This is a genomic window from Streptomyces sp. OfavH-34-F, from assembly GCF_022347745.1.
In the GTDB taxonomy this organism is placed as follows: domain Bacteria; phylum Actinomycetota; class Actinomycetes; order Streptomycetales; family Streptomycetaceae; genus Streptomyces.
Genome location: NZ_JAKRGC010000164.1, coordinates 1 through 13,384, shown reverse-complemented (window position 1 = coordinate 13,384; position 13,384 = coordinate 1). Strand labels below are relative to the sequence as shown.

The following is a 13,384-nucleotide window of genomic DNA, read 5'->3' as shown; positions in this document are numbered from 1 at the left end:
GCGCAGCCCGGACGCCCGCACCGCGTCGAGCGCGTTGCTCGCGGCGAGCAGCGCCTGGCGAGCCCGCTCCACGGCGGGGGCCAGCCGGGCGAGCTGCGTCTCGGCGCTCCCGAGCAGCGGCCCGAGCCCGGAGGCGAACCGGTCCAGCTCGCCCTTGACCCGGACCAGCTGCTCCTTCGCGGACGTCAGCTCGGCGCGCGCCCGCGAGGCGACGGACGGTTCCAGGTCGTCCCGGTCGAGGTCGTGGGCGTCGACGGCGGTGATGTAGGCGTGGCTCGCCTCGTCGATGCGCCGCCCCAGCGCGGCGAAGTCGTCGACGACCTTGCGGGCGGCCGGTGAACTGTCGACGGCCGTGATCGTCTCTATGGAGATCTGGAGGTCCCGCTGGGCGGTGTCCAGCTCGTAGAACGCCTCGGCGGCCGCGTCCTTCGCGGCCTGCGCCTCGGCGCGCTGCCCGCCGCCGCGGCCCCCGAACCACCGCCGCGTACCGCCGCCGGCGACGGCGAGGGGGAGGGCGGCGAGGAGGGGGAGCGGCGCGAGGACGAGGAAGCAGACGTCCCGCAGGCCCTGCCCGGCCGTACGACGCCGACTCCGCCCCCGGACCGCTCGGACGACTCCCACCTGCGGTCGCGCGTGTGTCGCCGTCACATGCCTCTCCCGTGCCGTTTCACCCTGCCCGATACATTCTCCCATCAGTAGGGACGAACACACGGGCCGGATAGTTCACGGCGTACGGGGCGGTGGTGCGGGCTTCCGGACTTCCGCGCCGGACGGCTCAGCGCGCGTGGCGGACGGCGACCCCGCCGTTGTCGCTGCGGGCCTTCACCACGTGCGCGCTCGTGCTGCTGCGCGGCACCTCGACGGAGACGTGCCCGTTGTCGGCGGACGCGCTCACGGCGTACGCGGTCGGGCCGGCGGGCAGGTTCACGGCGATGCGCCCGTTGTCGCTCCGGGTGTCCACGAGATCGGGGACGCGGCGCAGATCGAGGTCCACGGACCCGTTGTCCGACTGGGCCACCAGGGACCGGGACGAGATCCGCTCGCCGCGGATGGCCCCGTTGTCGCTCTTGAGGTCCAGGGGCCCGCTCACGTCCTTGACGACGACGCCGCCGTTGTCGGAGTACAGCTTGAGGGGCGTGGTGAAGTCGGACGCGGTGATCTTCCCGTTGTCCGCGTCCACGGTGAGCGCGAGCCCGCGCGGCACCTTGACCCGGTGCCGGGCCCCGCAGTCGCTGATCATCGCCTCGCACTTCACCCGGAGCGTGAGGGTGTCCCCCTCCAGCTTCCACACGGGGTCGGGCCCGCTCCCGAGCATCACCCATCCGTCGACCTGCCGGGTCACCTCGATCGCGTCCACATCGGCGGGGACGACCTCCACGACGGAGTCCTCCGCGTCGATGGTCAGCGCCTTGCCGCTGTACGCGAACGACTTGTGCTCGACGGGAGCGTCGTCCACGTCGGTGCTCCCGCACCCGGTGAGCGCCGCGACGAGCAGAACGGCGCCCCCGGTGGCCAGAACTGCGCTGCGATTGCGGATGGTCATGGTGATCAGGTCCCCCTGGGCCGGCTCTGCGATGTGCCTCTTGCGACGTGTCCCACGGTAGGCAGCGCCACCCCGCCCCCACGATCCGGACGGCTACCGTCTCCGGGGTGGGGCTATCCCCCGTACGCCCCGCCCAACCCCCCGCTAACCGATTGTCGACATGCGCCGAAGGCCATGTAACCTGTTCCTTCATCCACGGGTGCGTAGCTCAGGGGTAGAGCGCTGCTCTTACAAAGCAGATGTCGGCGGTTCGAAACCGTCCGCGCCCACCAGCACAAAGACCCCCAGTCGATCATGGCTGGGGGTCTTTGACATCCACTACATCAACGGGCGCGGTCACCGACGGTTGGGACGACGCTGCCGCCTCAGCATGCGGTCGAGATGACTCACGCAGCCTCGCGCTGCGTGTCCTGGACGACGTGGACGTAGATGTTCATTGTGACCGCGATCTGACTGTGCCCCAGGATCTCCATCACGACGCGGGGCGGAACGCCGGCAGCGGTCAGCAGGGTCGCGCAGCCGTGGCGGGCATCGTGCAGGCGGATCACTCGAAGTCCGGCGGTCGCGGCGATGCGGGTGAACGAGCGACACAGGGTTGCGGGGTTCGATCGGCCGGCCGGGGTGGGTGGTGAAGACATATCCCGTCTCCTCCCACTGATCACCGGCAGCCTGCCGCAGCGGAGCGGTGCAACGCAGAGGGTGGGGAGGGGCAGTGTCTGATTCCTGCGGCGCCCCTTGGGATCGTCCTCGTACGCCTCACGCGGACACGCTGCCGCTGAGTAAGGACCCGGATCACCCGCTTGTCGAGGTCCACGTCTTCCCACCGAAGGCCGACGATCTCCCCACGGCGGAAGCCGAGCGCGATGGCGAGGACGAAGGCCGCGTAGAGCAGGCCCTTACGGGCCGCGGTGAGGAAGAACAGGGTCTCGTCCAGCGGCCAGGGGGAGAGTGGTGGGTGGGCGATTGCGGGTGCCTGACTGCTTGTCAGTGGCGACCCTTACGCTTCCGCCATGCGCAAAGGTGCGATCACTCGAGACGCTGTCCTCAGGGCTCTGGCGGAGTATGACGACCTGGGACGGGACGAGTTTCTGTCCAAGTACGGGTACAAGCCAGCAACCGGATATCTCCTCCTGCACGAGGAACGAACCTACGACTCCAAGGCCATCGCTGGTGTGGCACACAAGTTCGACCAAGGTCGAGCGCTGAAGCCTGATGAGTTGATCGGCGGAAGGTCGCACGCCGCCAGGTGGCTGGCCCGACTCGGCTTCACGATCCGTTCGTCCCGGAGTCCTGACTGGACTCGCGACGAGATCATCCTTGCTTGCGACCTGGCCATGGCCAACGGCTGGAAGCGACTGGAATTCGACGACCCACGTGTGATCGAGCTGTCAGCCCTACTTCAGACCATGCCGATCCATCCTGAGGAGCTACGTAACGAGCTGTTCCGGAACCCCAACGGCGTGGCGCGTAAGACGGTTGACATCACATGCCGACACCCCGACTACGCAGGCAAGCCCACGAACGGGAACGTCCTGGATGTCGAAGTCATGAACGACTTCCTCGCCCGGCCGGCTGAGATGGCGAAGGTAGCCCGGCGCATCCGGCAAGGACTGGTCGCAGGAGATTTTCAGGAGCTGTCACCCGAGGTCGAGGAGGAAGACGACTACAGCGCACCCGAGGGCAGGTTGCTGCTGCGTCGCCACCTGAGCCGCGAGCGAAACAAGGCTTTGCGTAAGAAGAAGATCGACGCGGCTTTGCGTCAGGGAGGCAGGCTCGCTTGCGAGGCGTGCGGCTTCGATTTCGAGCAGGTCTACGGCGACCGCGGGAGCGGATACATCGAGTGCCACCACGTTGTTCCCCTGCATGAGGCTGGCGAAGGCCGCACCAAGCTCAGCGATCTCGCTCTCATCTGCGCCAACTGTCACCGCATGATCCACCGCCGCGCGCCTTGGCCGACCCCTGAGGAACTGCGAGTCTCGATCGAGCAGAAGCATGCGAACGACAGGCGCGCCGCAGTGGCTGTGTCGCGTCCGCGCAGGCCGGCTGACGAGCAGATGCCAAACCCGTGAGCTGACATCCACTGCTGACATCAACGGCGGCGTACAGCGGCGGTCATGGGAGCCCGGGACGGCAGCCGTGGGGGAGTCCGTTAGGGTGCTTGAGCACCGCGGGTCGAACTCACAAAGCAGATGTTGGTGGTTCGAAACCGTCCGCGCCCACGCTAGATAGTCGCAGGTGAGAGCCTGTTCGGCCCCTCGGTCCGCTCGGATCGGGGGCCGTTTTCATGATCGCGGCCACATAAGGGCCACAACCCCACGTGGAACGGCTCCCACGCGAGCTTCCTCCGGATCGCGTTTCCTGGCCCATTCCCCACCGAGTCCTGTTACAGCACGGCTATCTACCCCCTCGGTTCGGGAGTCCACCGCACCGTGCCGCAGCAGAGGTGCCAAGACGCCGGTTCCGGTCACCGAGAGCTGTTACCGGTTTCTCTACCTCATCCAGTGCCCACCAGGCCCCCTCCGCAGAGAGCCGCTGCGGAGGGCGTGGACGTCAGCGGGTGACGGCAGCGCGTCAGGCCGGCCCACGCGAGCATCTATGCCTCACATGCGAACGGCTCCGAAGCCGCCACCAACCTCAACCGTCGCTAGATACCGAGCTTGAATTCGTGATGTCGGTCTGGACCCGGACGGGTTGGTCACCCGTATCGGATGGCGGCAAGGGTCGACCAGCGGGCGTCCGTTGACCAGACTGAGCCGAATGACGACACGCCCCTCTCCTCAGGAAGAACTCCGGGCGGTTCTCTTCGACTCGGGCGGCGTGCTGATGCAGCCGATCGGCGGCCGGTGGAACCCGCGGGCGGACTTTGAGCAGACGGTCCTCGCCCACCTGCCCTCGATCACGTCGGAACAGTTAGCGGCAGCCATCGCCGCAGGCGACCGCTTTCTCGCTTCCTCGTCGCCCGAGCCTGAGCCCGACGACTACCACCGGCTGATGCTGTGTGACATGGGGGTGGACCCGACCGCGGAACTCCTCGCCGACTTGCGCCGCGAGGTCCCGCCCGACACGCTCCTGGAGACCTACCCGGAGGTTGTGGGCACTCTGGAAGAGCTCAGCCGGCGGGGCGTGCGGATGGCAGTGGTATCGGATGCCTGGCCCAATCTGCCCGACCTTCATGCGGGGCTGGGGATCAGGCGGTTCTTCGAAGCGTAGGCGATCTCCGCGGTGCTCGGTTGCAACAAGCCGGACCCGCGCATGTACTACCACGCCAGCGCCGCGCTGGAGCTCGCGCCCGAGCAGTGCCTGTTCGTCGACGACGATCCGGCCCTGGTCGCCGCTGCAATCGGGCTCGGGTATGCGGGGCGCGCGGTCTGCCGGGGATCGGTCACAGCGGATGTGCCTTCTATCGCGTCCCTGGCGGAATTGCTGGACCTCTTCTGACGCGGGCGGGCATGGTCTGCCAGCGGTCTGCTGACCGCAGAGGCGGATGGTGCCACCAACGCGCCGCCGGTCAAATGCCGAGGGTCAGGTCGGTACGGGTGAGACAGCCGTCGACCGTGTCGGCGGTACTGAATTGGCTTGAGTCGTCGTTACACGGCTCGGGTGATCTGTCCGAGATCAGCTGCGGCGAGGTTGCCGAGGTCGCGATTGACGTGCGACCAGACACCCTCGGTCGGGATGAGGTCTGATGCGTGGGTGGGTAGTTGGAAGACAGTGAGCCAGTGGGAGTTCGCCTTGATGAACTCCCGCAGCGGCTTGGTCAGGTGGAGGCGAACGTCGTTCTCGACACCGCTCGCCGGGCTGGTAGTTGTCGCAGCGTGGTCAGCAGTTTGCCGAAGGCGCGCGGGTGCAGCCCGATGAACGGGGCTATCCAGACACCTCACGGCGCTAAGCCGTCAAGCCGGGACAGCGGGTACAAGCTCAATGTTCGATTTCGAGGGCCCTGCCGGTGGTCATCAGAGAGCGTCCTTGATGTGGCCTCGGGTGAAGTCCCATGGGGCGGGTGCATTGGTGGCCGCGTATTCGTCCGCAATACCGAAGACGCTTCCGCATCCTGGGCATTCCGCCTGGCCGAACAGGTGCGTCAAGCCCCAGGCGAGCCGTTTCTGGCCATCCCGTATGGCCGTCTCGTGCAACATCTTCCCGGTGCCGGTCAGATCGTGCGGGATGGCTGGCCGGAGAGGGACCTGGTGGACATCCCCCAGATTCCAGTCTCGGATTGAGGAGTAGCAGCCGTAGTCGCCGATTGCGATCGTCACTGGTGCGTCGCAGTGCGGACAGGCGACAGTGACGAAGGAATCGGTGAAGTCGTCCAGGGCCTCGAACCACAAGGGCTGGCCGTCGAACGCGAGCATGGTCCGCAGCCAGCTCAGGTAGATTTTTCCGGTCAGGTCAGACCGCAGCCGGGCGGCGGCCATGGCGCGAAGCTCGGCCAAGGTCGCAGCACAGCGGGCGACTTCTTCGTCAGCACCGTGAGGTTGAAGGAGGCCACCTGCTATGGCTCCGGCCAGATCGAGCGCCCAGTCCCCGGCGCCCTCGGTCTTCGCGATGTCCGCCAGCTGAGGCAGTGCGGCGATGCTCGCCAGGGTGATCGTCCCCTGGTGGCACAAGCGCCCCCAAAGCCCGTCGATGGCCTCCTGGTCACGACCGACAGCTCGGTCCAGCAACCCGGGTATCGCGTGTGCCGGGCCGTAGGCGTCGTGGAGTGTGGACCAGTCGATCATCCGGTGATTCAAGCATGCTGCGGAGCGACCTCCGGGAGGCGGTGAGTCGTGAGCGGGATCACCTATGCCGCTGCCAGAGCTGGGGCCTGCGGCACCGGGAACGCGGTGCGTTCATCGAATAGGCGGCGGTTCTTGAGGCAGTGGTGGAGCTGGCCCAGCATCCGGTTGAACAGATTGCGCTGGCCAGCGGCGTGCCAGTCTCCGTGGTCGTCACGTCGCCGCCGATAGTGAGCTTTGGCACCGGGCGAGGCAGTGATCGCTGAGAACGCCCAGAGGTAGCCGGCGTGGTTGAGCCGGTCGTTCTTCACCCATCGTCTGGTGATGCTGGACTTCTTGCCGGAGGCTCGGGTGACGGGTGAGGTGCCCGCGTAGGCCTTCAGGCCGCGGCGTCCGCGAAGCGGGTGCGATCGTCTCCGATTTCGCCCAACACCCGGGCGGCAAGCTGAATACCGAGGCCGGGGAAGCTGAGGATGATTTCGGAGTCCGGGTGCTGTGGGAACGCCTCCTCGACGGCCTGGGCGAGGTCGTCGGCGGCGGTGCAGGCGGCCGTGAGCTGTCCGAGGAGGGCGAGCGTCTGCTTGCCGAGCGCGTCCTCGACAAGCTCGGGCCGACGGGGCCAGTCGGTGCGGAATGCCTCGCGCAGCCGCTCGACGTCCGCCTCGATGCCGCGCTTGCGGCCCGCACGCTTGAGAGCCGCCGTGATCTGGGTGCGAGTCAAGATCGCGGCCTTGGCCGGTGTCGGCGCGAGCTTCATCAGCTCGCGGGCCTCCGGTCGGCACAAGCCGTTGTCCCACTTGGCGAAGGCCTCCAGAGCGGCGGGGTAGTACTCGCGCAGCAGCAAGCGAAGCTGGTTGGCGACCTGCTGCCGGTTCCAGACCGCGTCCTGCTGAGCGCGGGCCACTGCGGCGATGGCGCGGGCCAGGTCGCTGTCGTTCGGCAGCGGCCGGTGGGCGTGCATATCCGTGCGCAGGATGTTCGCCAGAACCAGGGCGTCGCCGGGGTCGGACTTCTTGCGGGAAACCGCGTGCCGGTCGCGGTAGCGGGCGGCAGCCATCGGGTTGATCGCGAACACCTTCCGCTTGTCTGCTCGCAGCACCGCGACCAGTAGACGGCGGGAGGTCTCGATCGCAACCGGAATCGGGGTGTCCTCCGTGTCGCCGTACTCGGCGAGCAGGTCTATCAGGCTTCTGTAGCCGGCCGCGTCGTCGGTGATGTGTCGCCTCGCAAGTAGCTGGCCGGTGTCGTCGACCAAGGCAACGTCGTGTGTCCTCTCGGCCCAGTCGATGCCGCAGTAGATCAACTCTTTCCTCCCCAAAGATGCGGTGCGGTGTTTGCGCTGGTTGCGAGCGCATGCGGGCCACGCAGCGACCTAATTCCAGGACTCGACCATCCGGTCGGTCCGCCACCTCACTAGCCGTTCGTGGCGCCAGCGCACCCCACGGGCCCCGGTCTCCTCGGGAGTTCTGACGGCTCTGGAGTATCAGGAGGTCACCGTGCGGCGGGCTCGCACCACCAACACCAACGAGTGATCAAGCGGCCAGTGCTGACGGTGGCGCCTCGAAGACACCGAGCGCCGCCGCGCTGGATAAAGGGATCGAGTGCCCAGACGGCTCCAGGCGTACGTTCGGTGCCCGCGAAGCTGCCACCACCTGCACTGTGGAAGGCCGGGATGAGCGAAGGGCATCGTTCCCCGGCGCTAGAACGGACTGGTGCCTAGCCCCGTCCCACGGCCCGTTACCAAGGGATTAGGACGGCTCCGATGCCGTGATCACACTCGCCACATCGTGATCGTCACTTAGGCCGGCCCAATCCCAGGCACTCCCACAGTTACGCTGATCGGGGCAGTCCACAGTGCCTAAGGCCGGGGGAAACCGTGAACCGACCACTGCTGTTCCTTGACGTGGACGGGCCGCTCAACCCTTACGCGGCCCAGCCGGAGAGACGTCCCGACGGCTACACCACACTCAGAGTCCCCCGGAACGACACGCATCACGACGACAGAGGGCTCTCGTCCCGACGGTCCCTGCGGGTCTGGCTCAACCCAGAGCATGGACGATTCCTGCTCCAGCTCGGCTTCGAGCTGTGCTGGGCCACCACATGGATGGATGATGCCAATCGGTGGATTGCGCCGGTCCTGGGCCTTCCAGAACTTCCCTTTGTGGACTTCGGCGACGTCCTGCTCCGAGAACGCCCTGATGGGGTCCACTGGAAGACCGGGCCGCTGGTGGACTACGCAGGCGGCCGTCCTTTCGCATGGGTGGACGATGAGCAGAGCGAGCTGGATCAGACCTACGTAACCGCTCACCACCAAGGCGCCGGACTCCTGCACCACGTCAACCCGCGGATCGGCCTACGGGAGAACGACTTCCACTCGCTCGCCCACTTCGCCCGCTCCCTGGACACCTCTCGAACCACCAGTTGAGCACCTCGCCAGCTCTTCCGGCCGCCCCGCGCTCGGAGCCAAGGTCATTGCGGGCCAGGGCGTCGAGGTCGTTCGTACAAGCGCTCGCTGTATCGGCCCGCTCGTCTCAAGGGGCAGCCAGGTCATGAGCAGCGTCGGTGCACGGGGACAGCCCTACGGGGTCGTCAGTGGACGCGGTGGGCCGCTGCTGTGGTGATTCGCGCAGACGGGGTGTGCCTTGTCGAACTTGCAAAGCTGACGTCGGCGCGGCTCCCTCGGTCGGGCCGGGGCTTGGGGTGGATTCTCGGGTGGGGGGTGGGCGTGATAGCAAGAGCCGCATGTCTCCAGATCACACGCCGCCTGTCACCACGCAAGAACTGGCCTCGGCCGCGCAGCTGCCTCTCGGATTCGAGGACGAGGGGAAGCGTCATGCGTCGAATGAGGAGTTGGCCGATGAGGTCGCGGCCATCCTTCACGTGGATCGGGAGCGGGCGGCGTTCATAGTCGCCGAGTCCGAGCGCCTTTACGTGAATCGCATGCGGGAAAGGTTCTCCAGGCTCAAGGTTTCCGAGCGTCTCAAGAGGACCAATCCGTTCCTTTTGCGCATTCGGGGCGCGGAGACGGTGCGTGACTGGGCGACGCTTCAGGTGCAGAGCGCGTTGTACGCCTCGGAGGAGGAAGCCGTGGGGCATCTTCTGGAGGCCATCATCAAGGTGTGCTTTCCGGGGGCGGTGGAGCCGGCGCTTCCCGATGACTTCGACTTCGAAAGCGTCGATTCCGATGACGTGATCCATGGGTATCAGGTCAAGATGAGCTGGGACTGCATGCCCATGAGCTCACGGAAGAACCTGTCCAACACCATTGTCAGGGTGCGGGATCAGTACCAGGCGGAGGGGAAGGACTTCGTGGGGTACTTCGCTCCCTGCTACGGGCGGGCGAAGACCACGAAACCGCCGGGGCAGGAGTACATCACGCTCGCCAGCAAGGAGTTCTGGCAGCAGGTGGGGGACGGGGAACCCGACTACGACGTGAGGGTCGGAGAGGTCTGCGCCCTCCTCTGCTCGGAGTTCCGGTCCGAGGTGCTCGACACTCTCGTCCCGGACCTGCTGGACAGGCTGACGCACGCCGCCCAGCCGGAGATCGGGAACGGGGACGGGCAGATCGACTACGCGAAGCTCTTCCGCAGGGTGAACAAGTGACCGCGTGAGTTCCGGTGGATCGGCGGTGCCGCCTTTCTTTATGACGACGCCACGGCCGCGTAGGAGCCCAACGCCCCCTTGACGTGCTCGCCGATCGCCTGAGCCAGCAGGACCGGCACGGCGTTCCCCACGAGTTTGTACTGCTCCCGCCCCGGGCCGTGGAACTTCCAGTCGTCCGGGAAGGTCTGGATGCGGGCGCACTCGCGAACGGTGAGCGGCCTGTCCTCCACGGGGTGGCAGAGGGAGGTGCTCGCGTTGTGCGGCTCGGTGAGGATGGTGGGGGAGGGGGACTTGAACGAGAGGCGGCGCCAGTAGCCCGAACGCCCTCCCTTGGCGTAGAAGGCGCGCCCCATGGACTCCTTCTGGATCTCCTCCGGGAGGTGCCTCCAGTTGCCGCCCTCGGGGATCATGCGCAGGTACTTCAGCTTGCGTTCGCTGAATTTCGCGCAGTACGAGTCGTCGTCGACCAGGCCGTCGAGAGCGTCGCCGATGGTGCGCCAGGGCTCCAGGAACAGGCTCGGCTCCTTCGCGTGCGTCGGCTCGGGGAAGGAGACGGGCGTGCCGTCCCGGTAGCCGAGCAGGAATACCCGCTGCCTGGCCTGGGGAACTCCGTAGTCGGCCGCGTTGAATTCCCGGTAACTGAGGCTGTAACCGAGTTTCTCCAGCTGGGCACACAGTTCCCGGAGGAGCGAACCGTGCAACTCGTCGATGATTTTGCCGTTGTTGTTGTACGGGAGCTGGCGCCATCTGATGGAGGCGGACAGCAGGCCCTTGACGTTTTCCATGAGGAATGCCTTGGGCTGTAGTTCTTCCACCAGGCGCACGAATTCGAAGACGAGTGGTCCCTTTTCGGAGTCGTCGAGACCCAGCCGCTTGCCGGCCGTGCTGAAGCTCTGGCAGGGAGGGCCGCCGGCCAGGAGGTCCACGTCTCCCGCGGACAGGCCGGTCACCTGCTGGATGTGTTCCGCCGACAGGTCCCTGATGTCTCCGTCGTAGAACGGAAGGAGCGGACGGTTGGCCTGAGCCGTGGTGACGGCGGCAGGCATGTTGTCGGCGGCGAAACGAATGTCGAAGCCGGCTTGCTCCAGTCCCAGGTCCAGTCCCATTCCACCCGAGAAAACGGACACGCAATTCGGTGCATCCATGGTTCGGCAGCCACTCCCTGCGTTTTTCATTTTCCACCCTCTGTGTAGCAGCCTCGGAGATGCACCGACGTGCCGCCCTGCATTCTACACCGTGCCCGTCGGGGCCGGGTAATGGAATGCGGTGATCCCCTTCGTGCAATTCCCGCTATTCAGTGATCGGCAGGTGAAGTGCATTGTGTTATCGGGGTGCGTGGTGGGGCCAGCCGTCCTTGTTGGTGAAGGACTCGTAGTCGTACCGGGTGGCGCGGTCCCACTCCTTGCCCGTGGACAGTTCGTAGGCTTCGTCCGGGACGTAGAGGAGGAATTCGCCGTCGTACGTGGTGGCGGTGTACGGGGCGAACTTCGCGGGGTCGGAGAAGACGCTCTCCCAGGTCCGGCGGCCCGCGGCCAGCACGGCGCACCGGGCGTAGAGGAAGGAGTCGCCGGACTGCGGGAAGGGGGCGCCGTCGTCGAGGGTCATGTCGGCGACCGGGAGGGTGCCGAACCGCTCCTGGTCGAGGCGGTGGAGGGCCTCCGCGTGGAGTTCCGCGAAGGCGATGATCTCGGGGAGGGGGCGGCGGCTCAGCCTCTTCGCCAGCCGCCCGCAGTTGGAGGCGGTCGCTTCGCCGTTCAGGGTGGCTATCAGTGCCCAGAAGTCGGTCCATGTCATCGTCACGGGGGCAGGATGGCAGGCCGGTCCGACAGCCGGGGTGCGGAGCCGCGGCCCGTTCCCGTACGAGCGGATGAGGGGCGGGAGCGGGGTACGCCGGGGGTTCCGCGACCTGCCGCCGGGCCGCACCCGCTCGGTACAGTCGCCGGGTGACCAGTGAGCCCCAGCCCCCGATTCCTGAGATCACCCGCACCGACTGCGCCCGCTGCGGCACCGAGGTGCACGGCCTGGCCGGCCGGTACGCCTGTGCGCTCTGCGGATGGGTCAACCACTACTCGGAGGGCCATGAGGAACTCCCCGGCCTGGACGCGGACCCCGACCACGGACGGGAGCGCAGGCGATAGCGGACCGGTATGGCCCGGAGGCCCGGAAGGAGGGAGAGCGCCTAGGTCGTTGGTTTGTATATGTCGGTGACCGACCTATAGTGACAGCGTTACGTCCCGCCCTCGGGGCCGCTTCACGCTGCGGCTTCCCGGGCGCCGCACCGCAGTGGAGAAGGTGGAGCAGCATGGCCTCCAAGAAGAACCTCGTCGCCAACCGTGAGTCGCTCGCCCACAAGGTCCGTTACGCCGCCCGCCGTCCGGACCGCATCGCGCCCTATCTGAAGCGGGCCGCCAGGGACAGGTGGCTGGCGTTCAAGCACCCGGACCACGTGAACTACTACCGGGCCGTGATGGCCTCGGACACCCGGCGCAACCCCGAGGCCGCCGTGGGCAGTCAGACGCACGAGCGGTGGCTGGCCCTGGGGCAGATGCAGTTCGACTACCTCGTCGAGCACGGGCTCGCCCCCGGCGCCCGGATGCTCGACATCGGCTGCGGCAACCTGCGCGCCGGCTGGCGGTTCATCGACTACCTGGAGCCGGGGCACTACTACGGCATCGACATCTCGCCCGACATCCTGATCGCCGCCAAGCAGACCCTGACCACCCAGGGGCTCCAGGCCAAGGTGCCGCACCTGACCATCACCAAGGACCTGACGCTGGACTTCCTGCCGGAGGCGTACTTCGACGTCGTCCACGCGCACAGCGTGTTCTCGCACTCGCCCCTGGAGATCATCGACGAGTGCCTGGCCCACGTGGGGCGCGTGCTGGCCCCCGGCGGGCACTTCGACTTCACCTTCGACCGCACCACCGGCGCCGAACACCAGGTGCTGCGGGAGGACTTCTACTACCGGACCGAGACCCTGATTGACCTCGCCGCCCAGCACGGACTGCGCGCGACGTTCATGGAGGACTGGGAGAAGCTGGGACACGGCCAGTCGAAGATCCGCGTCACCGCCTAGGGGTGTCTGACACATCCCCGCGGCGTCGCGGCGATGTGTCAGACACCCCCTGGCCCCGGCCGCTCAGTCCGCCCGCGCCCCCGTCCCCCGGTCCGCGCCCGCTCCGCCCCGTAGCCGCCACAGCCGCAGCGCGACGCCCGCGGCCGCCATCGCCGCCAGGGCCGGGACCAGCGTGTCCCGGTCCACCACCCCCGAGCAGTACCCCATCGCCATGAACGGCGCCCCCGCCAGCGCGAACTGCCCCGGTGTCCGCAGCCGGGACAGCGCCGGGCGGCCCGCCAGGAGCAGCGCGGCGGCCACCGGCACGCCCAGCCGCCACAGGGTGAGCGCGAGATGGCCGGTGGCGTCCGTCAGGGCCAGCGCGGCCACCGCGAGCATCGCCCACAGCGGCAGCGCCGCCAGGGCCGACGCCCCCAGGGCGCGGCCGGCCGGGCGCAGGTCCGG

Annotated in this window: 12 protein-coding genes, 1 tRNA gene and 4 pseudogenes; 8 read left to right on the top strand and 9 right to left on the bottom strand. The window is 67.4% G+C overall.

Features of this window, described 5'->3' with window-relative positions; all coding sequences use genetic code 11:
* Both MHW47_RS22025 and MHW47_RS22020 read right to left on the bottom strand, forming a co-directional pair.
* Positions 1 to 648: pseudogene (locus MHW47_RS22025) on the bottom strand (hypothetical protein); the annotation flags it as partial.
* A 127-nt stretch (positions 649 to 775) separates the two neighbouring features.
* The gene (locus MHW47_RS22020) at positions 776 to 1,543 is read right to left on the bottom strand and encodes a DUF4097 family beta strand repeat-containing protein (RefSeq protein WP_239225514.1); all 768 of its coding nucleotides are present in this window, start codon (positions 1,541 to 1,543) and stop codon (positions 776 to 778) included.
* A gap of 197 nt (positions 1,544 to 1,740) precedes the next feature.
* On the opposite strand from MHW47_RS22020, the gene MHW47_RS22015 reads away from it, so the two are divergent.
* A tRNA-Val gene (locus MHW47_RS22015) sits at positions 1,741 to 1,815 on the top strand.
* Between the two features lie 64 nt (positions 1,816 to 1,879).
* On the opposite strand, the pseudogene MHW47_RS22010 reads toward MHW47_RS22015, so the two are convergent.
* Positions 1,880 to 2,492, bottom strand: a pseudogene (locus MHW47_RS22010) (site-specific integrase); the annotation flags it as partial.
* 61 nt (positions 2,493 to 2,553) lie between these two features.
* On the opposite strand from MHW47_RS22010, the gene MHW47_RS22005 reads away from it, so the two are divergent.
* The 3 genes from MHW47_RS22005 (at position 2,554) to MHW47_RS21995 (ending at position 4,981) form a co-directional block, all read left to right on the top strand.
* Positions 2,554 to 3,612 carry an HNH endonuclease gene (locus MHW47_RS22005; protein WP_239225513.1) on the top strand — a complete coding sequence of 353 codons (1,059 nt, stop codon included), beginning with the start codon at positions 2,554 to 2,556 and terminating at the stop codon, positions 3,610 to 3,612.
* A 688-nt stretch (positions 3,613 to 4,300) separates the two neighbouring features.
* Positions 4,301 to 4,753: an HAD family hydrolase gene (locus MHW47_RS22000; RefSeq protein WP_239225512.1), complete on the top strand. Its 453-nt coding sequence runs from the start codon at positions 4,301 to 4,303 to the stop codon at positions 4,751 to 4,753.
* A 12-nt stretch (positions 4,754 to 4,765) separates the two neighbouring features.
* On the top strand, positions 4,766 to 4,981 hold the full coding sequence (locus MHW47_RS21995) for an HAD-IA family hydrolase (RefSeq protein ID WP_308381661.1): 216 nt from the start codon (positions 4,766 to 4,768) through the stop codon (positions 4,979 to 4,981).
* Positions 4,982 to 5,130: 149 nt separating this feature from the next.
* Here the strand turns inward: MHW47_RS21995 and MHW47_RS36125 are convergent, their stop codons facing one another.
* From MHW47_RS36125 to MHW47_RS21985, 3 genes and pseudogenes are all read right to left on the bottom strand, one after another.
* Positions 5,131 to 5,424 (bottom strand): transposase, encoded by a 294-nt coding sequence (locus MHW47_RS36125; RefSeq protein ID WP_374230126.1) that lies wholly within the window; start codon positions 5,422 to 5,424, stop codon positions 5,131 to 5,133.
* A 72-nt stretch (positions 5,425 to 5,496) separates the two neighbouring features.
* Positions 5,497 to 6,264, bottom strand: coding sequence for a hypothetical protein (locus MHW47_RS21990; protein ID WP_239225510.1), 768 nt, complete (start codon positions 6,262 to 6,264; stop codon positions 5,497 to 5,499).
* 62 nt (positions 6,265 to 6,326) lie between these two features.
* Positions 6,327 to 7,564 (bottom strand): annotated as a pseudogene (locus MHW47_RS21985) (IS110 family transposase).
* Positions 7,565 to 8,137: 573 nt separating this feature from the next.
* On the opposite strand from MHW47_RS21985, the gene MHW47_RS21980 reads away from it, so the two are divergent.
* Positions 8,138 to 8,686, top strand: a complete 549-nt coding sequence (locus MHW47_RS21980; RefSeq protein WP_239225509.1) for a hypothetical protein — start codon at positions 8,138 to 8,140, stop codon at positions 8,684 to 8,686.
* Positions 8,687 to 9,003: 317 nt separating this feature from the next.
* Complete coding sequence (locus tag MHW47_RS21975; protein WP_239225508.1) at positions 9,004 to 9,864, top strand: PmeII family type II restriction endonuclease; 861 nt, start codon at positions 9,004 to 9,006, stop codon at positions 9,862 to 9,864.
* 38 nt (positions 9,865 to 9,902) lie between these two features.
* On the opposite strand, the gene MHW47_RS21970 is transcribed toward MHW47_RS21975, so the two are convergent.
* Positions 9,903 to 11,009 (bottom strand): DNA cytosine methyltransferase, encoded by a 1,107-nt coding sequence (locus tag MHW47_RS21970; RefSeq protein ID WP_275449498.1) that lies wholly within the window; start codon positions 11,007 to 11,009, stop codon positions 9,903 to 9,905.
* Between the two features lie 178 nt (positions 11,010 to 11,187).
* Positions 11,188 to 11,658: a DUF4240 domain-containing protein gene (locus tag MHW47_RS21965; RefSeq protein WP_239225515.1), complete on the bottom strand. Its 471-nt coding sequence runs from the start codon at positions 11,656 to 11,658 to the stop codon at positions 11,188 to 11,190.
* Between the two features lie 149 nt (positions 11,659 to 11,807).
* Here MHW47_RS21965 and MHW47_RS21960 point away from each other — a divergent pair, with 149 nt between their 5' ends.
* Positions 11,808 to 12,002, top strand: a complete 195-nt coding sequence (locus MHW47_RS21960) for a hypothetical protein (RefSeq protein WP_239225506.1) — start codon at positions 11,808 to 11,810, stop codon at positions 12,000 to 12,002.
* Between the two features lie 164 nt (positions 12,003 to 12,166).
* Entirely contained in the window at positions 12,167 to 12,940 is a 774-nt protein-coding gene (locus tag MHW47_RS21955) for a class I SAM-dependent methyltransferase (RefSeq protein ID WP_239225505.1), read from the top strand.
* A 63-nt stretch (positions 12,941 to 13,003) separates the two neighbouring features.
* Here MHW47_RS21955 and MHW47_RS21950 read toward each other — a convergent pair.
* Positions 13,004 to 13,384 (bottom strand): annotated as a pseudogene (locus MHW47_RS21950) (hypothetical protein); the annotation flags it as partial.

What these genes read in the sequence shown, in the direction of transcription:
- MHW47_RS22005 (WP_239225513.1), top strand. Translation starts at nt 2,554, where the DNA reads ATGCGCAAAGGTGCGATCACTCGAGACGCTGTCCTCAGGGCTCTGGCG.
- MHW47_RS21955 (WP_239225505.1), top strand. Translation starts at nt 12,167, where the DNA reads ATGGCCTCCAAGAAGAACCTCGTCGCCAACCGTGAGTCGCTCGCCCAC.
- MHW47_RS22000 (WP_239225512.1), top strand. Translation starts at nt 4,301, where the DNA reads ATGACGACACGCCCCTCTCCTCAGGAAGAACTCCGGGCGGTTCTCTTC.
- MHW47_RS21990 (WP_239225510.1), bottom strand. Translation starts at nt 6,264, where the DNA reads ATGATCGACTGGTCCACACTCCACGACGCCTACGGCCCGGCACACGCG.
- MHW47_RS21970 (WP_275449498.1), bottom strand. Translation starts at nt 11,009, where the DNA reads ATGGATGCACCGAATTGCGTGTCCGTTTTCTCGGGTGGAATGGGACTG.
- MHW47_RS21965 (WP_239225515.1), bottom strand. Translation starts at nt 11,658, where the DNA reads ATGACATGGACCGACTTCTGGGCACTGATAGCCACCCTGAACGGCGAA.
- MHW47_RS22020 (WP_239225514.1), bottom strand. Translation starts at nt 1,543, where the DNA reads ATGACCATCCGCAATCGCAGCGCAGTTCTGGCCACCGGGGGCGCCGTT.
- MHW47_RS21975 (WP_239225508.1), top strand. Translation starts at nt 9,004, where the DNA reads ATGTCTCCAGATCACACGCCGCCTGTCACCACGCAAGAACTGGCCTCG.